The 19,308-nt window shown below is 64.5% G+C and carries 21 protein-coding genes; 8 read left to right on the top strand and 13 right to left on the bottom strand.

The features are described 5' to 3' along the window. The first annotated feature begins 51 nt into the window (after nucleotides 1-51). The 4 genes from IR187_RS13390 (at nucleotide 52) to IR187_RS13375 (ending at nucleotide 2,664) form a co-directional block, all read left to right on the top strand. Complete coding sequence (locus IR187_RS13390; protein WP_194955118.1) at nucleotides 52-1,197, top strand: aminotransferase class V-fold PLP-dependent enzyme; 1,146 nt, start codon at nucleotides 52-54, stop codon at nucleotides 1,195-1,197. Continuing rightward, nucleotides 1,194-1,676 carry an SUF system Fe-S cluster assembly protein gene (locus tag IR187_RS13385; RefSeq protein WP_194955081.1) on the top strand — a complete coding sequence of 161 codons (483 nt, stop codon included), beginning with the start codon at nucleotides 1,194-1,196 and terminating at the stop codon, nucleotides 1,674-1,676. Before IR187_RS13390 ends, IR187_RS13385 begins: the two co-directional genes overlap by 4 nt. 194 nt (nucleotides 1,677-1,870) lie before the next feature. Further along, nucleotides 1,871-2,221 carry a HesB/IscA family protein gene (locus IR187_RS13380; protein WP_194955080.1) on the top strand — a complete coding sequence of 117 codons (351 nt, stop codon included), beginning with the start codon at nucleotides 1,871-1,873 and terminating at the stop codon, nucleotides 2,219-2,221. Between the two features lie 2 nt (nucleotides 2,222-2,223). Continuing rightward, nucleotides 2,224-2,664: a GNAT family N-acetyltransferase gene (locus tag IR187_RS13375; protein ID WP_194955079.1), complete on the top strand. Its 441-nt coding sequence runs from the start codon at nucleotides 2,224-2,226 to the stop codon at nucleotides 2,662-2,664. Here IR187_RS13375 and IR187_RS13370 read toward each other — a convergent pair. Together IR187_RS13370 and IR187_RS13365 are read right to left on the bottom strand one after the other, a co-directional pair. Then, nucleotides 2,661-3,377, bottom strand: coding sequence for an extensin-like domain-containing protein (locus tag IR187_RS13370; RefSeq protein ID WP_324187698.1), 717 nt, complete (start codon nucleotides 3,375-3,377; stop codon nucleotides 2,661-2,663). The two genes, IR187_RS13375 and IR187_RS13370, sit on opposite strands and share 4 nt — an antisense overlap. A gap of 37 nt (nucleotides 3,378-3,414) precedes the next feature. After that, nucleotides 3,415-4,806 (bottom strand): cytochrome P450, encoded by a 1,392-nt coding sequence (locus IR187_RS13365; protein ID WP_194955078.1) that lies wholly within the window; start codon nucleotides 4,804-4,806, stop codon nucleotides 3,415-3,417. 170 nt (nucleotides 4,807-4,976) lie between these two features. On the opposite strand from IR187_RS13365, the gene IR187_RS13360 reads away from it, so the two are divergent. Then, on the top strand, nucleotides 4,977-6,017 hold the full coding sequence (locus IR187_RS13360) for a hypothetical protein (RefSeq protein ID WP_194955077.1): 1,041 nt from the start codon (nucleotides 4,977-4,979) through the stop codon (nucleotides 6,015-6,017). A gap of 56 nt (nucleotides 6,018-6,073) precedes the next feature. On the opposite strand, the gene IR187_RS13355 is transcribed toward IR187_RS13360, so the two are convergent. The 7 genes from IR187_RS13355 to IR187_RS13325 all read right to left on the bottom strand — a co-directional run bounded on the left by IR187_RS13355 (nucleotide 6,074) and on the right by IR187_RS13325 (nucleotide 13,610). Further along, the gene (locus IR187_RS13355) at nucleotides 6,074-7,309 is read right to left on the bottom strand and encodes a dicarboxylate/amino acid:cation symporter (protein WP_194955076.1); all 1,236 of its coding nucleotides are present in this window, start codon (nucleotides 7,307-7,309) and stop codon (nucleotides 6,074-6,076) included. 110 nt (nucleotides 7,310-7,419) lie between these two features. Beyond that, nucleotides 7,420-9,210: an SLC13 family permease gene (locus IR187_RS13350; protein WP_194955075.1), complete on the bottom strand. Its 1,791-nt coding sequence runs from the start codon at nucleotides 9,208-9,210 to the stop codon at nucleotides 7,420-7,422. A gap of 7 nt (nucleotides 9,211-9,217) precedes the next feature. Continuing rightward, nucleotides 9,218-10,294 (bottom strand): chorismate synthase, encoded by a 1,077-nt coding sequence (aroC, locus tag IR187_RS13345; RefSeq protein WP_194955074.1) that lies wholly within the window; start codon nucleotides 10,292-10,294, stop codon nucleotides 9,218-9,220. Then, nucleotides 10,291-10,767: an endonuclease domain-containing protein gene (locus IR187_RS13340; protein WP_228765934.1), complete on the bottom strand. Its 477-nt coding sequence runs from the start codon at nucleotides 10,765-10,767 to the stop codon at nucleotides 10,291-10,293. Before IR187_RS13340 ends, aroC begins: the two co-directional genes overlap by 4 nt. 12 nt (nucleotides 10,768-10,779) lie before the next feature. Further along, nucleotides 10,780-11,607 (bottom strand): enoyl-ACP reductase FabI, encoded by an 828-nt coding sequence (gene fabI, locus IR187_RS13335; protein WP_194955073.1) that lies wholly within the window; start codon nucleotides 11,605-11,607, stop codon nucleotides 10,780-10,782. Next, nucleotides 11,604-12,683, bottom strand: coding sequence for a YihY/virulence factor BrkB family protein (locus tag IR187_RS13330; protein ID WP_194955072.1), 1,080 nt, complete (start codon nucleotides 12,681-12,683; stop codon nucleotides 11,604-11,606). The genes fabI and IR187_RS13330 overlap by 4 nt, the downstream gene beginning before the upstream one ends. A 3-nt stretch (nucleotides 12,684-12,686) precedes the next feature. After that, entirely contained in the window at nucleotides 12,687-13,610 is a 924-nt protein-coding gene (locus IR187_RS13325; protein WP_194955071.1) for a DnaJ C-terminal domain-containing protein, read from the bottom strand. A gap of 266 nt (nucleotides 13,611-13,876) precedes the next feature. On the opposite strand from IR187_RS13325, the gene pdxH reads away from it, so the two are divergent. Both pdxH and IR187_RS13315 read left to right on the top strand, forming a co-directional pair. Further along, a complete protein-coding gene (pdxH, locus tag IR187_RS13320) occupies nucleotides 13,877-14,455 on the top strand; it encodes a pyridoxamine 5'-phosphate oxidase (RefSeq protein WP_194955070.1) in 579 nt (192 codons plus the stop codon). After that, nucleotides 14,452-15,273, top strand: a complete 822-nt coding sequence (locus tag IR187_RS13315; RefSeq protein WP_194955069.1) for a PhzF family phenazine biosynthesis protein — start codon at nucleotides 14,452-14,454, stop codon at nucleotides 15,271-15,273. Before pdxH ends, IR187_RS13315 begins: the two co-directional genes overlap by 4 nt. Here the strand turns inward: IR187_RS13315 and IR187_RS13310 are convergent. Continuing rightward, on the bottom strand, nucleotides 15,268-16,425 hold the full coding sequence (locus tag IR187_RS13310) for a serine hydrolase domain-containing protein (RefSeq protein ID WP_194955068.1): 1,158 nt from the start codon (nucleotides 16,423-16,425) through the stop codon (nucleotides 15,268-15,270). The two genes, IR187_RS13315 and IR187_RS13310, sit on opposite strands and share 6 nt — an antisense overlap. Here IR187_RS13310 and IR187_RS13305 point away from each other — a divergent pair. Continuing rightward, on the top strand, nucleotides 16,424-16,846 hold the full coding sequence (locus IR187_RS13305; RefSeq protein WP_228765933.1) for a hypothetical protein: 423 nt from the start codon (nucleotides 16,424-16,426) through the stop codon (nucleotides 16,844-16,846). The genes IR187_RS13310 and IR187_RS13305 overlap by 2 nt on opposite strands. A 4-nt stretch (nucleotides 16,847-16,850) precedes the next feature. On the opposite strand, the gene IR187_RS13300 is transcribed toward IR187_RS13305, so the two are convergent. The 3 genes from IR187_RS13300 to IR187_RS13290 all read right to left on the bottom strand — a co-directional run bounded on the left by IR187_RS13300 (nucleotide 16,851) and on the right by IR187_RS13290 (nucleotide 19,033). Then, nucleotides 16,851-17,096, bottom strand: a complete 246-nt coding sequence (locus IR187_RS13300) for a hypothetical protein (RefSeq protein ID WP_194955067.1) — start codon at nucleotides 17,094-17,096, stop codon at nucleotides 16,851-16,853. Nucleotides 17,097-17,098: 2 nt separating this feature from the next. Further along, a complete protein-coding gene (locus IR187_RS13295) occupies nucleotides 17,099-17,881 on the bottom strand; it encodes a helix-turn-helix domain-containing protein (RefSeq protein WP_194955066.1) in 783 nt (260 codons plus the stop codon). A gap of 228 nt (nucleotides 17,882-18,109) precedes the next feature. Next, nucleotides 18,110-19,033: an alpha/beta fold hydrolase gene (locus IR187_RS13290; RefSeq protein ID WP_194955065.1), complete on the bottom strand. Its 924-nt coding sequence runs from the start codon at nucleotides 19,031-19,033 to the stop codon at nucleotides 18,110-18,112. Nucleotides 19,034-19,308 lie beyond the last annotated feature (275 nt).

Genomic DNA, 19,308 nt, shown 5'->3' with positions numbered 1-19,308 from the left:
GGACGTCAAGCCGGGCGCCAGCGTGTCTCGACTTCGCTCGACACGAACGGGATCAGGGGGCAGTTTCCGGGCCTCACCCCCGGCTGGCACTATCTCGACACCGCCGCCACGGCGCAGAAGCCGCACGCCGTCATCGACGCCACCGTCAACGCCATGGGCCGCGACTATGCGACCGTGCATCGCGGCGTCTACGCGCGCTCGGCCGACATGACGCTCGCCTATGAAGCGGCGCGGCGGCGGATCGCGGCCTTTGTCGGCGCGAAGGACGATCAGGTCGTGTTCGTGCGGGGCGCGACCGAGGCGATCAACCTCGTCGCCTATTCGCACCCGAAGAAGGGCCGCGTGTTGCTCTCCACGCTCGAGCATCACAGCAATATCGTGCCGTGGCAGCTTGCGGGCTGGCAGGTCGACGTGTGCCCGTTGACCGCCGACGGCTGCATCGATCTGAACGCCGCCGAAAAGGTGCTGACCCCCGAACACACGATGGTCGCCTTCGCGCATGTCTCGAACGTGCTGGGCAGCCCGCTCGACGTCGCGCGCGCGGCCGAACTCGCGCATCGCGTCGGCGCCGAGCTGCTCATCGACGGCTGTCAGGCGGTGCCGCGGCTGCCCGTCGATGTCGCGGCGCTCGGCTGCGACTATTATGTCTTTTCGGGCCACAAGCTTTACGGCCCCACCGGTATCGGCGTTCTGTGGAGCGGCAAGCTCGACACGCTGCCGCCGTGGCAGGGCGGCGGGTCGATGATCGACCGCGTGACTTTTGAAATGACCACCTACGCACCCGCCCCTACCCGCTTCGAGGCGGGCACACCCGCGATTATCGAGGCGATCGGGCTGGCGGCGGCGGTCGATTATGTCGATGCGGTCGGCGTCGAGGCGATCCACGCGCACGAATGCGCGCTGGTCGGCAGCTTGCGCGAGGCGCTGGCACGGCGCAACAGCATCACTCTCTATGGCCCTGAAAACAGTGCCGGAATCGTCAGTTTTTCGATGGCAGGGGTTCATCCGCACGATATCGGCACTATCTTGGACGAAGGCGGGGTCGCGATCCGCGCCGGTCACCATTGCGCGCAGCCGTTGATGGAGCATCTGGGCGTCCCCGCGACCGCGCGCGCGAGTTTCGGCGTGTACAACAATGACGACGATGTGGCGGCGCTGATCGACGGCCTCGCCCGCGTCGAGAGGATTTTCGGATGAGCGAGGACCGCATGATCAAGGTCGAGGAAGTTACGAGCGTCGATGCGCCACCAAAAGCGCGCGTTGCGGACGCGGAAAGCGCGCCGGAAACGATGAGCGCAAAGCTGGAACGCAAGCGCGACTACCTCGCCGGTTTCCTGGCCGAGAAACCGGCCGCGGTCGATCCGCACGGCGTCGGCGGCGATCTGTACGAAGCTGTCGTCAATGCGCTCAAGGACATCTACGACCCCGAAATTCCGGTGAATATCTATGATCTGGGTCTCATCTACAATGTCGAGATCGACGAGGGCCATGCGGTGGTCACGATGACGCTGACGACCCCGCATTGCCCCGTCGCCGAATCGATGCCCGCCGAGGTCGAATTGCGCGTCGGCGCGGTGCCGGGCGTCGGCGACGCCGAAGTCAATCTGGTCTGGGATCCGCCGTGGTCGCCCGCGAATATGAGCGACGAAGCGCGGTTGGAGCTGGGGATGTTGTAAAACCGCCTTCTCCCCTTGCGGGAGAAGGATACGAAGCCTTGTCACGAAGTGACTAGGCGCAGTTGGATGAGGGGTCTGCGAGCCGCAGGCTCGCGCGGTCTTCGACCGCACCCCCTCACCCAGCTTCGACTAGGCAGCAAGTTGCCAAGTCTTCACATCCCTCTCCCACAAGGGGAGAGGGGAAGGAGTGTGAGATGACGACGTTGAAAACCCGCCCAGCCGCGGTCACGCTGACCCCCAACGCCGAAGCGCGCGTTGCCCAGTTGATGGCGGCCGCGCCCGCAGGAGCGATTGGCGTGAAGCTGTCGACCCCGCGCCGCGGCTGTTCGGGCCTTGCCTATTCGGTCGACTATGTGACCGAGGAAGCGAAGTTCGACGAGAAGATCGAGACCCCGGGCGGCATCTTCTACATTGACGGCGCGTCGGTACTGTACCTGATCGGCAGCACGATGGACTGGGTCGAGGATGATTTCGCTGCCGGTTTCGTGTTCGAAAATCCGAACGCCAAGGGCGCGTGCGGTTGCGGCGAGAGCTTTACCGTTTGACGATGATTGTTCGCGATGCACGACTTGACGATGTCGGCGCATGGGCGGCGATGCGCGCCCGATTGTGGCCGGATGCCGAGGCGGCGGAGCTCGCCAGCGAATTGCCGGCGATGCTGGCCGATCCAAGCTTGTGGAATTTCATGCTGACCGATGCGGACGGCCGGGCGGTAGGTTTCGCCGAAGTGCAGTTGCGGACAATGTTCGACGGCTGCGTCGTGCCCTCATATCCGCACATCGAGGGCATCTGGATCGACGCCGGGCATCGCCGCGCCGGCGCCGGACGCCAGCTGCTTGCGGCGATCGAGCAGCGCGCACGCAGCGGCGGCTATGCGCAAATCGGATCGGATGTCGAACTCGACAATCTGGGCAGTCAGGCATGGCACGAAGCCTGCGGTTTCGCCGAAGAGGTACGCACAATTCTTTATGCGAAACCCCTACGCTAACGGCAGACAGTCCACCCCGCGGTGCGCGCTGCCATATCGAAGTGGAAATGGTCGGCGTGGGCCTGGTTATAATCGGGTGACAAGACGGTGCTGAACAGCCCGCACGATCCGTCGCGCACCGCGACCAGAAATTCGCGGCGCACATCGGGTTCTTCCCAGTCGTTGATCAATGAGATCCGCGTGCCATCGGCCAGGACGAAAGCCGAAATGTCGATCGCATTCGCCGTCGAATGCTCGCTCTGCGCCTCGCGCCCCGCAATCTTGCGGCAGTTGTAACTTCCCAGATTTTCCAGCGCGACGACCTTTTGCCCGAAATATCTCTGTGCCAGCGGCTGGACAACGTCGCGGTTCCAAAGCGCCATCGCGATCGAGACGGCGCAGCCGGGCGCCGCGTTCGAGGGCCGCATCGTCGGCACAAACCGGTCGCCGGTCAGCACCATCCGCTGTGCCGCACGACACACGCCCTCGCCCACGACCGGCCGCCGCTCATACCCCGCGCCGGCGCGGTCGAGCGCCGCAAAGCAGGCGTCGTTATCGCTGACCATCGCCACGAGCTTGCGGTGCGTCGCCCAGCCTTGCGGGTGCGCGAGTTCGAAGCGAGCGGTCGGCATATGTTCGGGATGATCGCGGACCCACTGCATGGCGCGGATGGCGCCCAGCGCCAGCAACACCGCAAAGGCGAACCAGGCCAGATAGGGACGAGCGTTTTTCACCCTGTTCCAATGGGGTGCGGCGCTTCCCTGTGCAAGCTCAGAGCGGTTCGAACGTCACCATCAGCCCGTCCTTGGGCCGCGGGATCGGCAGTACCTGCCATTTCGGCTCGTAACCCGGCGCGACGACGATGCGGTGCGTCGTGATCACATGATGGAAAAAGATCTTCGCCTGCATATACGCAAAGTGCAGCCCCAGGCACATGTGCGCACCGCCGCCGAACGGCACCCACGCATATTTGTGCCGCTCGCGCGCTACTTCGGGCGAAAAGCGCATCGGGTCGAATTTTTCGGGCTCGGGCCAATGTTCGGGCATCATGTGGGTGAAGGCGGGACTGACCCCCACCGACGTCCCGGCGGGAATCCGGTAGCCGCCATATTCGAAATCCTTGAGCGCGCGGCGCGGAAAACTCGGCACCGGCGGCACCAGCCGCAGCGCTTCCTTGAACGCCCATTCGGTCAGTTCGAGTTCGCCGAGGCTGTTGTGGCCGACACCCTCGCCCGCCGGTGACACCGCCAGCATTTCTTCGCGCAGCCGGTCCTGCCATTCGGGATGTTTGGCCAGCATCCATACCAGCGAGGTGATCGAGCTGGTGATCGTATCGTGCGCCGCCATCATCAGGAAATTCATATGATCGACGATCGCATCGGCGCTCAGATATTCGCCATTGTCATCGCGGGCGCGGCAAATCTGGCTGAAAATATCTTCGCCGGTTCCTTCGCGGCGTTCGGGCACCATGCGACCGAAATAGTCGACCAGATAGGCGCGCCCTTTCGCGCCGCGGCCCATGGCGGTGAACGGCATCGGCACCCGCACAACACCGATCGACGCCTGCACCATGTCGACGAACGCCTTGTTCACCTTATCGGCTTCCGGCCCCCAGGGAATGCCGAGAAAGCTGGTCGCGGCCAGGTCGAGCGTCAATTCCTTGATCGCCGGGTAGAATTTGAAGCGCTTGCCGCTCCACGCCGCGACCCGGTCGCGGATCCCCTCGTTGAGCGATTCGGCGTAGTGGCGCATCGGTTCGGGCTTGAAGGCAACCGACAATATCTTGCGGTCGGCGCGATGCTTTTCAAAATCCATCAGCATCAACCCGCGCGGGAACAGCAGGTTGAGCACCGGTCCCCAGCCCTGTTCGGACGAGAAGATCTTTTCGCGGTCGAACATCACCAGTTCGTTCGCTTCGGGTCCGTGCAGCGCGACGCTGCGGCCACCGAAGCTGTTGTTCCGATAAACCCGGCCATAGGTGTTGACCATGCGGGTGGTGAAGGCGCGATAGTCGCCGAGTTGTTCGAGCGTGTTGCCGATAACCGGCAGCCCGTCCTCGCCGGGAATATGGTCGAGAAGATGGTCGGGATTGCGCGGCAACCAATGCTGCGTCTCCGGGCCGAAACGGGCTTCGGACCATTCGATCTTGGTTGGCGCGTTCATCGGTTCATCCTCGTTCTCTGGACAGTCCACAGCGGACGTAAACTACTACTGACACTGTTGCAAGTAACGCCGAAATCTACATGGACCACCATTCACCGCAAATTCAACTCGACTCGTACAGCCTATCGCCAACACAACCGCTGCCTGCGGTTTGGCAAAGGAATGGCGTCATGCCCGGAAAGCTTAAAAGACATATGTCGGTCGCACTTGGTGCGCTCGCCACGACCACGCTCGGCGGCTGTTATTACGGCGACGTCTATGGCGCTGGCTATGCGTCGGGCGGCGACTGCGCGGCGCGTTACGGCAGCAGCTATTATGACTATGACGGTTATGCCTATGACGACGGCTACGGCTATGACTGCTACGACGCTTCGGATTATGGCGGCGGCTTCCTCAACATCGGGTTCGGCGGCGGCTGGTACGACAATTATTATTATCCCGGCCACGGGCTGTGGATGTTCGACCGCTATCGCAACCGTTACCCGCTGCGCGATCACTATCTGAACTATTGGGGCGGACGCCGCGCCTGGTGGAAATATCATGGCAGCCGCGGCCATGGTCAGCCGGGACGCCCCGGCGGCTGGACCCGCGGCGACCGCGACGGACGCCCGGGCGATGGCCGTCCGGCGCGGCCGGGTGGATGGCAACGTAGCGATCGCGACAATGACGGCCCGCGCGGCGGCCGTCCGGGACGTGCCGACGGGACGCCGCCTGCCGCCACTCCTCCCGTTCGGCCCGACCGTGGACCGGACCGTTGGCAACGCGGCGACGGCGACAACAATCGGGATCGCGGCGCATGGCGCGGAGGCAGGCCGGGCAGCAGCACCGAAGCCGCGCCGCCCGCAACGGGCAATCCGACCCGACCCGACCGCGATCGTTTTCGTCCGCAGCCCGTCCCGCAAGATGGCAGCGCGGTTTCCCGGCCGCGACCGGTTCGCGCGGCACCGATTGCTGACGAGCAGGGCGCCAGGACACGACCGGCGCCGCGTACCAACGGCGAAATGCGGCGCCCAGCCCCCGACGGCGCCAGCGCCCCTGCGGCGCGGCCAAACCGGGCGCCCGCGTTCGAGCATCCGGCAACGACCGTTCGCCAGCCCGCACCGCCCCCGCCACGCACGTTCGAGGCGCCCGTCACCGTTCCCGAGGCGCGCCCGTCGCGCAGCGACGGCCGGTTCCGCGGAAGCCGCGACGAAAACGCCCATCCGGATTGATCGAAGCCGGCACGCCGTTTTCGCGCGGCGGTCCGGGCGGGCTTAGGGTTCCGGCCCTAGACGTCGTCCGACGACACCAGTTCCTCGACGTTGAGCTCGCCGGTCATCGACGCGACGGTCACCGCAACTGCGGCATCGCCGGTGACGTTGGTCGTGGTGCGCATCATGTCCATAATCCGGTCGACACCGGCGACGAACGCGATGGTTTCCAGCGGCACGCCCACGCTGCCAAAGACCAGCGCCATCATGATCAGGCCCGCACCGGGAATGCCGGCGGCGCCGATCGCGCCCAGCGTGGCGGTTACCGAGATCATGATATAGTCGCCCCAGCTGAGATCGACGCCGAAAATCTGCGCGCCGAACAGCGTCGCCAGGCCGAGATACATCGCCGTGCCGTTCATGTTGATCGTCGCCCCCAACGAAACGACGAAACTCGACACGCTGGGCGAAACCCCAAGATTCCGTTGGGTGCAGCGCAGCGTTACGGGCAATGTCGCGTTTGACGAGGCAGTCGAATAGCTGACCGCGATCGCGTCGATCATCCCGCGATAAAAACCGACCACCGGCACCTTGGCCAGAAACCGGATCATCGCCGAATACAGCACCAGAATGATGAACAGGCAGCCGATATAGTTGAGCGCCACCAGCTTCGCCAGCGACTGGAGCGCGTCGAGTCCGAGCACCCCGGCAACCCACGCCATAAGCGCGAACACGCCGAACGGCGTCAGTTCCATGACGATCATCGTCACCTTTTGCATGATGACGGCGCCGCTATCGAAAATTTTCGCGACCGGAGCCCCCTCGTCCTTTGCCATCAAGATGCCGATGCCAATGAGCAGCGCAAAAACGATGAGTGGCAGCACCTGGACGTCGGCCATGACCTGCACCGGGCTTTCGGGTACGATCGACAGGATCATGTCGGTCCAGCTGGCGGCGTTAGGTTCGGGAACCGCGCCACGCTGGATCGCGCTGGTATCGACCCCGATGCCCGGCCGGGCAAAGCTTCCCAGCATCAGCCCCAGCCACACCGCAATCTGTCCGGATATGACGAACAACAACATGGCGCGCCCGCCGACTTTGCCCAGTTTGCGCAGGTCGCCGATCGCGGCGACCCCGGATACGAGCGAGAAAAAGATCAGCGGGACGACCAGCATCTTCACCGCCTTGATGAAGAAATCGCCGATCCATTTGATACTGGCGGCTTCCGGTCCCCATGCAAACCCCGTGATGACCCCGAGAATCAACGCAGCGATGACACGCTGCCACAACGGAATCCGGAACCACCACCCCATATATCACCCTTTCCCTTGGTCCGGTGCCGCCCGTTTTGCGGCGCCCGAAAAACCATCCTTCACCAATTGCGCCGCGACGTCCACCCCGTCGATGTCAGGCGACGCGCCGTTCAGACAAGCAGCGCGATGGCGGCGCAGGTCGCCGTGCCGACCACCAGCATCATGGGAATCCCTGCCCGCAGGAAATCGGCAAAACGATAGTTGCCCGCCGCATAGACCAGGGTGTTGGTCTGGTAACCGATCGGCGTCGCAAAGCTGGCCGAAGCCGCAAACATGACGGCGATCACCAGTGGATAGGGATCGACACCCAATTCGCGTGCCAGCGCGATCACCAGCGGCGTCACCAGGATTGCCACGGCATTGTTGGTGATGATTTCCGTCAGCAAACCGGCGACGACATAGGTTGCGATGACCAATGCCCAGGGCGGAACGTCGCGGAGCAGCGGTGTCAACTCGCCGACAATCAGGGCAACGCTGCCCGAATTTTCGAGCGCCAGCCCGACCGCCAGCATCGCAAAGATCAGCACCAGCACATTGCCGTCGATCGAATCCCACGCCTCGTCGGCGTCGATGCAGCGCGTGACGAGAATGAAACCGACACCGATGATCGCGGCGACGCCGATGTCCATGATGTTGAAAGCGGCAAGCAAAACAACCGCCAGCAGCGCGCCGATCGCCAGCGGCGCCTTGCTGCGCCGGAACTCGCGCTCGGTGGTCGATCCGACACCGTAAAGGTGGGGATTGGCGTACATTTGCTCGATCTGGTCGGCGGGGCCGGTGACCAATACCCGGTCGACGGCCTGGATGCGCGCATTCGGCAAGTCCGGGCCCGGGGTCTTGCGAAAACGCGCGACCCCCAGAATGCGCACCCGCAGCGCCGACAGGAACGGAATTTCGATCAGGCGGCGCCCGATCGCCGGATGGCTGGGTGCGATCATGGCCTCGACAATTTCTTCGCTGTCGTGGGCGATGTCGTCATGCCCGGCGGTCAGCCCGATGACAACGTTCCGGTTTTCGCGCAACGACAGCAGTTCGGCCAGTTCCAGCCGCAGCACCAGCAGGTCTCCCGCCTCCAGCACTTCGTCTGCAATGCCCGTGCGTCGCAGCGTGGCCCCGCGCTTCAGCCCGACCAACTTGACGCTCGCCCGCTTCAGAAACGGAACCTCGCCGACCGGCTTGCCCACCAGATTGCCGTCCTTGACGATACGGACCTCGGACAGGAATCCGCGATGTTCCTGGCTCAACGCGATCTGGTTCGGCGCCTCGTCGGGCAGGAAACGGCGCGCAATGTAAAGCAGCGCCGTCACGCCCGCCACTCCGGCGACCAGTCCGACCGGGGTGATGGTAAAGATGCCGAACCGGTCGAGCCCGTTGGCATCGGCCACTGCCGCGACCAGCAGGTTGGTCGACGTCCCGATCAGCGTCGTCGTCCCGCCCAAAATCGCGACGAAGGACAAGGGCATCAGCAGCCGTTTGGCGCTCAGTCCCAATGCACCCGCCAGTTTCATCATGATCGGGATCATCACGACCACGACCGGCGTGTTGTTGAGGAACGCCGACGCGACGTAAACGCCGACGAACATCTCTACCAGTGCCAGCCGCGGATGTTGTTGCGCCCGGGCGATGATGCGGTTGGCGATGGCGTCGAGGGTGCCGGTCCGCAGCAGCGCCCCCGACAGAATGAACATCGCCCCGATCGTCACCGGCGCCGGGTTGGAAAAGACCGAAAACAAATCTTTTCCCGACAAAATGCCGAGAAACAGAAAAGCGCATGTACCCAATATCGCAACGACGGTGGCCGGGAACCGCTCCAGCACGAAACCCAGAAACATCAGGCCCAGCACCACCAGGCCGATCGTCGCTTGATGCTCCGCAACCGCGACTCGCAATGCCTCGATCATCTCCGCGTCAGCCGCATTGCGCGCGGTGGAGCAGCTTGTGATCGGCGAGCACCAGCGCCATCATCGCCTCGACCACCGGCGCGCCGCGGATGCCGACGCAGGGATCATGGCGCCCCTTGGTCACGATGTCGGCGGCCTCGCCTGCCTTGTTGACGGTCGGCACCGGGGTGAGGATCGAGCTGGTTGGTTTGAATGCGACACGGACCACCACCGGCTGGCCGGTCGAAATGCCGCCCGCGATGCCGCCGGCGTTGTTCGACAGGAAATCGGGGCGGTTGCTGCCGTCGGTCGCGGGGCGCATCGGATCGGCATTTTCCTCGCCGCGTAGCCGCGCCGCTTGGAAACCGGCGCCGATCTCGACGCCCTTGACCGCGTTGATCCCCATCATCGCCGCGGCCAGGTCGCTGTCGAGCTTGGCATAGATCGGTGCGCCCCAGCCCGCCGGGACACCACTCGCGGCACATTCGATGACCGCGCCGAGCGAACTGCCCGACTTGCGCGCGGCGTCCATAAGGCCTTCCCAGCGCTGCGCCGCAGCGGGATCGGGACAGAAAAAGGGATTGCGATCAATTTCTTCGAGGTCGAAGTTGGCAGGATCGATCGCATCGCCGCCAATTTCGGCGACCCAGGCATGGATCTGCACTTCGGGAATCACCAGCCGCGCGACGCCGCCAGCGGCGACGCGCGCGGCGGTCTCGCGCGCGCTCGACCGGCCCCCGCCGCGATAGTCGCGGATGCCATATTTGGCGTCATAGCTGTAATCTGCGTGGCCGGGGCGATAGGCCTGTGCGATCTCGCCATAATCTTTCGATCGTTGGTCGACATTGTCGATCATCAGGCTGATCGGCGTGCCGGTGGTCTTGCCCTCGAAGGTGCCGGAAAGGATGCGGACGTGATCGGGCTCCTGCCGCTGCGTCGTGTGACGCGACTGGCCGGGACGACGCTTGTCGAGGTAGGGCTGGATATCGGCTTCGCTGAGCGACAGCCGCGGCGGGCAGCCGTCGACGACTGCACCGAGCGCGGGGCCGTGGCTTTCGCCCCAAGTGGTAAAGCGAAGCACGCGCCCGAAGCTATTGAAACTCATACTCCCCTCTCCCCTTGGGGGAGAGGGAGGGGCCCGCGCGGCGCAGCCGCGTGGGAGGGTGAGGGACTGTCCGCAAGCGTAGCCTCGATCACCCGGCACACACCGTCCAGATTTTCCATCACATCGCTATTTGCGAAACGCAGCACCCGATATCCCTCTCGCGCCAGAAAGTCCGTTCGCCGCGCGTCATAGTCGATTTGCGCCGCATGGCTATCACCATCGACCTCTATCACCAGTCGCGCCGATTGACAGACGAAGTCAGCGATGAACGGGCCAAGCCGTTGCTGGCGGCGAAATTTGAAGCCGCCAAGCCCATTGCCGCGAAGAACAGACCAAAGCCTCTTTTCAGCAGGCGTCGCGTCACGCCGGAGACGGCGTGCGCGGTCAACCGTGTCGTCATCGGTCGTGAAGCGGCTCTTTGTCAGACCCTCACCCTCCCATCGCTTCGCGACGGGCCCCTCCCTCTCCCCCAAGGGGAGAGGGTTCTAGACAAGCGCAATATCCGGGGCGTCTTCCTGTTTCATGCCGACGGTGTGATATCCGGCATCGACATGGTGCGTTTCGCCCGTCACCCCCGACGCCAGATCGCTGAGCAGATAGAGCGCCGAACCGCCCACATCGTCGATGGTCACGTTGCGGCGGAGCGGGGCATTGTGCTCGTTCCATTTCAGGATCAGCCGGAAATCGCCGATGCCCGATGCCGCGAGCGTCTTGATCGGCCCCGCCGAGATCGCGTTCACGCGCACGCCTTGCGGGCCGTAATCATTGGCGAGATATTTTACGCTGGTTTCCAGTGCCGACTTGGCGACGCCCATGACGTTGTAATGCGGGATCACCTTTTCGGCGCCATAATAGCTCAGGGTCAGCATCGAGCCACCGCCCCTGCCCGTCTCCGGATCGAAAGGCGTCATCATCGCCGCGGCGCGGGCGGCGACCGCGGTGAAGCTGTACACGCTGATGTTCATCGTCATCAGAAAATCATCGAGCGTGACGTCAGCATATTTGCCGCGCAGTGCTTCCTTGTTGGTGTAGCCGATCGCGTGAACCACGAAGTCGATCGTCGGCCAGCGCTCGGCCAGCGTCGCAAAGGCGGCGTCAAGATTGCCCATGTCGGCAACATCGCAATCGATCAGAAAATCACAGCCCAGTTCGTCGGCGAGCGGCTTGACCCGCTTCAGCATCACATCGCCCTGATAGCTGATTGCCAGCTCGGCACCGTGCGCGTTCAGCGCCTTGGCGATGCCCCAGGCGAGCGATTTGTCATTGGCGAGGCCCATGATCAGCCCCCGCTTGCCCTGCATCAAACCCGTCATTCTGCGTCTCCGGCCCTTGCTATGGTTACATTGTCGACGCGCCCAATAGCGTCATGGCCCAAATCCTCAACCTCGACGAGTGCGGCGTTGAGTTCGGCTCCCATCACCATACCCAATCCGACGAGATAGAAAAAGAATAGCGCGACCATGACGCCTGCGAGGCTACCGTAGGTCGCGTCATAGCTGAGCAAGCTGGCGAGCAGCGGCGGCAAGGCCAGCGTGACCGCGATCCACCACAGGGTGGTGAACAGCGCGCCCGGCCATTTCGGGCATTGTTTCAAGCGCCGGTATTTCGACGGGGTCAGGCTGTAGAACAACATATAAATTGCGAGAAACAGCCCCAGTCCCGACACCCCGCGCGAAATCGCGACGACGCCCAAAGCGCGATATTCCTGCGGCAGCACGCGCGTCACAAACTGTTCGACCCCGACGATCAGCACCTGCATGCTGAACGACACCAGCATCAACACCACCGCGCCGGTAATGATGCCGATCGACATCAGCCGATAGTGAAAAAAGCCTTTGGAAAAGCTCGTTCCATACGCGCGGCGCAAAATGTCGCGCACCGTTTCGATCAGGCTGCCCACGGTCCATAGCGCGACCAGTGCGCCGAGCCACAGGAAGATGCCCGTGCGCGCGCTCATCACCTCGCGGATCGGCCCGGCCAGCGCATTCGCGACCGACGGCGGCATCGTTGAAAACACCGCCTCGATCGCCGCCTCCCCGCCAACGCTGCCACCGATGAGAGACAACACCGCCGCCACCAGAATGAAAAACGGGAACAGTGCGATCAAAGCCAGATAGGCCAGATTGCCCGCATGGATGAACCCGTCGGTATAGGTGCCGACGACGACGCGTCGGACGATATGGAAAACCCGTGTTCCCGGACCGAGCCGCTGGCGACTGGCGTCGATGACGCCCTGCGCCCGTGCGCGCAGCTTGATCCGCTTGGCGCGCTCCGCGCGCGCTTCGGGCGAATGCGGCGAATGGCCTTCGGCCAGAAACTCCTCGTCGACTTCCTTTGCGACCTGTTTTGCCAGCGCTTCGGCGGCCTGCTGGTCCGTCTCCCCGCTCACGCTTTACACGCCAAGGTCGGCTCGTATGGCGCGCGTGTCGGTCCAGTCGCCCAGCAAGGCAGCCAGGTCGCCGGTCTCGGCGGGCAAATCGACCATCAGGCGTACTAGTTGATCGCCGCGCCCGCCGCCCTTCTGGCTGAAACCCTTGCCCTTCAGCCGCATCACCTTGCCCGAGGTCGATCCGGCGGGGATCGACAGCATCACGGGACCATCGACCGTCGGCACCTTAACCTTCGCACCGTTGATCGCCTCATCCAGCGTCACGGGTAGGTCGAGCCGAATGTTGGCCCCGTCGCGTTCGAAAAAGGGATGGTCCTTGACCGTGATCGTGACAATCCCGTCACCCGCGCCGCCCGGTCCTGGTTGGCCTTTACCGGCGAGCCGCATCTGGGTTCCGGTCTCGACCCCCGCGGGCAGCTTCAGGTCGATCGTGCCGCCGTCGGCCAGCGTGATCCGCTGCGGCGCTTGCGTGGCGGCATCGATGAAGGACACCGCCAAACGGTACGCGACATTCGCGCCCTTTTGCGGCGGCGCGTTGCGGCCGCCGAAACCGCCGAACGGCCCGCCGCCGGCGCGGCCGCCGAACAGACCTTCGAAAATATCGCCGAAATCCGCGCTTTCGTTGCCAAAACCCGAAAAGCCGCCAGCACCGCCCCGCGGGTCGCCGCGAAAACCGCCGCCACCATAACCGAAGGGCATGGCGGGGTTCCCGTCCCCATCGATCTCGCCGCGATCGAATTGCGCGCGCTTGGTCTTGTCCGACAAAATATCATAGGCCTTGGTGACGTCGGAAAAGCGTTCCGACGCCTTCGGATTGTCCTTGTTCTTGTCGGGATGGAGTTCCTTGGCAAGCTTGCGATACGCGGACTTGATCTCCGCATCGCTTGCAGTCTTTGTAACACCCAGGGTGGAATAAGGATCGGCCATCATGCTCCTGTAGCCCGATTAGTGACGGGCCGTGAAGGCCCATTGCGCGGCCATGTGGGAATGGGCGCGAGCACGATCAAGTTTGCCTCAATCCACGCCCTCCCCTTCAGGGGAGGGCAGCGAGACTTGCGAACTTGTTCGCTAGTCGCAGCGGGTGGGGCCCATCGTCCTTGCGCAAGGCCGATGGGCCCCACCCAAACCCCTCCCCTGAAGGGGAGGGGCTTAATGCTTGCTCCCCGCCATCAGCTCGCATTATGACCGCGCGCATGACCGATGACCCTTTTGCGCTTTTCGACACATGGTTCGGTGAAGCGCGCGCCAGCGAGCCCAACGATGCCAATGCCATGGCGCTGGCGACAGCGACGCCCGGCGCCGCACCCTCCATTCGTATGGTGCTGCTGAAAGGCCACGGGCCGGACGGTTTCGTCTTTTACACCAATCTCGACAGCCGCAAGGGCGGCGAGCTGGCGGCGAACCCCCAGGTTGCGCTGCTTTTCCACTGGAAATCGCTGCGCCGCCAGATCCGGATCGAGGGGCCCGTGGCCCCGGTAGACGACGCGACGGCCGACGCCTATTTCGCCACGCGCAGTCGCGACAGCCAACTCGGTGCCTGGGCCAGCGACCAATCGCGCCCGCTGGCCGATCGGGCCACATTTGAAACCCGATTTGCCGAGATGCAGGCGCGCTTTGCGGGACAGGACGTCCCGCGTCCGCCGCGTTGGTCGGGCTGGCGCGTGACGCCGCAGCGCATCGAATTCTGGCAGGACCGCGCGCACCGGCTGCATGAACGGACGCTGTTCGAGCGGGCAGGTGACGGCTGGACGATGGGATTTCTCTATCCATGAGCGCCGCGCGACGCCTTCCGATCAGCCGGGTCGATGCCTTTGCCGACCGGCCCTTCACCGGCAATCCGGCGGCGGTGATGCCGCTGGAGGAATGGCTCGATGACACGACCCTGCTGGCAATTGCCGCGGAGAATAATCTTTCCGAAACCGCCTTCCTCGTCCCAGACGAAAGCGGCGAAGCGGATTACGAGCTGCGCTGGTTCACCCCGACGGTCGAGGTTACGCTCTGCGGCCACGCCACCTTGGCGAGCGGACATGTGCTGTTGTCGGCGGCGCAATGGCGAAGCGACATGCGCTTTCGCACCCGCAAGGCGGGGATATTGCGGGTCGCGCGCAACGGCGAGGATGACGGCTACCGCATGGTGCTGCCCGCTTACCCACCCGCACCGAAGGCGATGCCCGACGTCGTGCGGGCGCTTGGCCGCGAGCCGGTCGAAACGCTGTGGCACGCTGGCGGTTACGCGCTGATCGTCTATCCCGACGCGGCGAGCGTGCGGGCGCTGGCGCCCGATTTTCGCGCGCTCAGGGAAGGCGGCGATGTCCTGTACATCGCCACCGCACCCGGCGTCGGCGATCCGTCCGGCGCCGATGTCGTCAGCCGTGCCTTTGCTCCCGGCGCCGGGATCGACGAGGATCCCGTCACCGGATCGGCGCACAGCGTCCTCACACCCTTTTGGGCAGCGCGGCTCGGGCGCGACGCCTTTGCGGCGTATCAGGCGAGCGCGCGCAGCGGCCATGTCGGCTGCCGCCTCGACGGCGACATGGTCGAACTGACCGGCACTTGCGTCACGACGCTGGTCGGCGACTTCCTGTTATAGGGCGGCGGTCAGATCGGCCAGATGACGGCGCAGCGCCGGAAACTGGTCGCCTTTCGTGACTCCCAGCCGCACGATCGTCACCCGCTGCGATGGCGAGACGATGATATATTGCCCCTGATGGCCGATGCACGCGAACAGGTCGTTCGGACCGCGATCGGGCCATAGCGCAGCCTGCGCCCCCGCCGGACGCCTGCGATTGAGCCAGATATGCCCGCCATAGCCGCCGTCGGTGGCCGCAGGACTGAGCATGAATTTCATCCAGCTTTCGGGCAGCAGCCGCTGGCCGTTCACGACTCCATGGTTCCGCAGAAACTCGCCGAACCGCGCATAGTCGCGCGCCGTCGCGTGCATGATCGACCCGCCGATCATCGTGCCGCTGGCATCGAACTCCGGGGTCAGGCTCGTCATCCCCAACGGTTCGGCAAGCCGCCCCGCGATAAACTCGCGCATCGCGTCGCGGCGCGCGTCGGGGTTCTGCGACGGGGTCAGCGTGTCGGCCAATATGTCCGACAGGATCACGCTGGTCGCCGAGCTATAGTTGAATATCTCGCCGGGCTGGGCTGCCGCAGGCTTGGCCTCGGCAAAGGCCGCCATGTCACCGGCGCCGGGGCCGAACAGCATGTCGACCGTATCGCCGCGCCAGACCGGATCACCATTTTCGATATGTTCGAGCCCCGCCGACATATGGAGCAGGTGGCGCAGGGTAATCGCACCGCGCGGATCGCCGCTCCGCTGCCACGCCGCGACCGGCGCGGGGCCATCAAGTGCCAGTCTTCCGTCGGCAACGAGAAATCCGGTGAGCACCGCGGTGATGCTCTTGGCCATCGACCAGCTGATCAACTTTGAATCGGGGCCGAATCCCGCTGCATAGCGCTCGTAGATCGGCTCGCCGTCGCGCAGTACCAGCAGCGCGCGCGTTTCACCGACGTTTTCGGCATCGACGAACAATGCATCGGCGCGCGCTTTGACCGGCGCGGGCAGCGTGGGCAGCGGCTGCGGCGCCTCCGCCGCACCGACATTGTCGAGCGAAGCCCCGAACTTGGGCGCGGGCGCGGCGGGGGCCAGCGCGCCCTGCCCCGCCGCCTGCGTCAGCGACCAGGCGCCAAGGGCGGTCAGCGCGGCACTTGCCAGCAGGCGTTTTTTCGTGATCATGGTTCCGGTGACTAGCACCAACCCGACCGATCCTTCAACGCCCGACCGACCGGCCCCCGCGGCTGCGCCGGAAACGGCCCCTGTCCGCCTCGCGAAAAAGCCAAGTCGTTGGGGCGGCTGCCTACCTTGGGCAATCCTGCTGGCCGCGCTGCTCGTTGGCGGGCTGGTGTGGAAGTTTCCGGCATTCCAGGCGCAGGCCGAACTGGGTTCGGCCTATGCCGCGCGCGTCGGCTGTTCGTGCCGCTATGTCCAGGGTCGCAGCCTCGAAAGCTGTCAGAGCGATTTCGAACCCGGAATGGAGATGGTGTCGCTGGCCGAAGATCCCGCGACAAAGACCGTCACCGGCAGCGTTCCGCTCCTCGCCTCGCGCAGCGCGCGCTATGCGGGCGCCAGCGGTTGCCTGTTGCGCCCGGAAGACTGACAGCTCAACCGCCGATCCGCCTTGCCGCCAGCGCGATCGCGGCGGGCAGGCCGAACACCAAAAGCCAGATCGCGGCCTCTTCGCTCCAGCCGTATCCGGCGTACAAGACGCCGACCAGCAGGTTGCCGATCGAAACGATCAACCACAGGATCAGGAACAACCGCGTGGCCCGCGCCGCGTCACGCTGGACCAAGCGGGTCAGCATCAGCAGCCCCATTCCGGCAATCAACATCATGGCGGTGTGGGACATCGTCAATCCTCCCAGGGCGGTTCGAGGGTAGCCGAAACATGGCGCCGCCGCCACTCGCCCGGCGACATACCAAGCTTGCGCCGGAAAATCGCGCACAGATGGGCATGGCTCGAAAATCCGGTGGCAAAGGCGATCTCGGCGACCGACAGCGGGCGGTTCATCAGGAACCAGCATGCGCGGCGCAGCCGCTGGCGCAACATATATTGCGCCGGAGTGTAGCCTGTCGCGCGGGCAAAATGCACGATCAGGCTGTTGACCGACATGCCCGCCTGCGCCGCCATGTCCTCGACGGTCAGCGACAATTCGAGCTGGGTCTGGATATAAGCCATCAAGTCGTTGATGCGCTGGGTGACCGCGGGCGCCTCGCGCCGCGCTGCCATCCCGCCCAGCGTCGCCGCCAGAGAGGCCAGCAATCGTTCGGCGGCCGCGGTGTCGCCCGCGGCCAGCGCGCGCACCTCACCCGCCAAAGCCGGATCATAATGACCCGCAAGCGGCCGGGTACCGGGTGTGACGGTAAGCCGCGTCGGCGGGATTATCACCTCGATATAGCGGACCGCCGCGCCCTTTGCGGTGCCATGATAGCGCTGACCGGCGGGCGCCAACCAGATTTCGCCGGGCAACGGATCGCCCAGCGACGTGCGCCGGTCGTCGAGCCAGGTTTCCAGCCAGTGATAGCTTCCCGCCTCATAAAGATAGAGGATGTGGTCGTCCTGTTCGACGGTCCAACTCGTTGGCCCGTCAATCCGGTCGACCTTTACGGCGACGCTGAGTCCTCCCACTTCCATGTCGCGAGTATGGCAAGTTGGGGAGAATGTGAAAGCCTGCCATATCGGCCGAATCTATGGTTAACTCGCCGTTCCAATGCGTGGACCGCTGGCAGAAAACGGGGAAAAACTGCCAGTGACGAGACCCTTTCGCGCGCCATCGCGGCGCGCCATTCAGACCCCCCCCCAACGGCGGGCGGCGCCTATGCCGCCCGCCACTTTTTTGCCCCGAACGTCGAGCGGTTCCGATCAGTTGACGGCGAGAAACTCGTTCAGCGCCAGATTGACCGCATCGGGCGCTTCCCACGGTACGAAATGGCCGCAATCGGGAACCTCGACGATCGTGACATCGGAGACAAGCGCCTCGATTCCATCCAGATTGCACCGTGGCAGCGCGACATCGTCGAGCGCCCAGATCACCAGCGTCGGAATGTGGAGTTTGGGAAAAGGCGCCGCCGGTGGCTCGGCATAGGGTGCGTCCATCGGCGGCACGTCCGTCGGCGAGGCGCGATACCAGTTGATCATCGCGCGGCAGCTGTCGCGGTCTTCCCAATCCTTTAGCAAACGTGCGATCTCGTCGGGCGGCTGGATCCCACCGCTCGGCACGCGCCCGGCAAAGGCGTGCGCCAATATCCCTGCGATGCCATGTTCGGCGATGATCGGGTCGCTCGCCGGATCGCGGAAGGTCCGGATATATTGGCTGGCCGCGCGCTGTTGCGCGTTGGTGTGCAACAGGCGCTGGAAGATCGCCGGATGCGGGGCATTCGCGATGACGGCGCGGGTGACGCGCCCCGACCACGCCGGATGCAGCCCGTGCGGCTGGCCGCCAAGCGCCACGCCCCAGGCGATCGCCCCGCCCCAGTCGTGACCGACGATGGTGAACTCTCCGACCCCAAGCGCGTCGGCAAGGGCAAAGATGTCGGCGATCAGCTTGTCGGGGGTATAGGATTTGGCGTCCTGCGGCTTCGACGAACCGCGATAGCCGCGCTGGTCGGGCGCGATGCACCGGTATCGGTCGGAAAAATATGGCAGCTGATACCGCCAGGTGCGGTGCGATTCGGGAAAACCGTGAAGGAAGATCAGCGTTGGCGCATCGCGCGGGCCGATGTCGACGACATCGAGTTCGATGCCGGTGGAAAGTGTCACACGCTGCTGCTCGAAATCGTCGATCATGGTCCGCTCCGTTGGTTTCTTTTCGAAACCAAATTGGCGGGGATCGGCGCGGCTGGCAAGTCGCTGCGACAAGGGGCCTTTGCCGAGGTTCGAAGCGCGCAGATGGCGGTTTTGGGGAGGTGTGGACGGCAAATCCTCCCCGCTTGCGGGGAGGTGGCAGCGCGAAACGCTGACGGAGAGGGGGGGTGGCGCCCTTCGGCGGCGCGTCAGGCCGATAGCCCCCTCCACCACCGCCTGCGGCGGCGGTCCCCCTCCCCCCCAGACGGGGGGGGTTC

It is taken from the genome of Sphingopyxis solisilvae, from assembly GCF_015475875.1.
GTDB classification, from domain to species: domain Bacteria; phylum Pseudomonadota; class Alphaproteobacteria; order Sphingomonadales; family Sphingomonadaceae; genus Sphingopyxis; species Sphingopyxis solisilvae.
The sequence above is the reverse complement of the archived record's forward strand: the minus strand, read 5'-3'. Positions and strand labels throughout refer to the sequence as shown.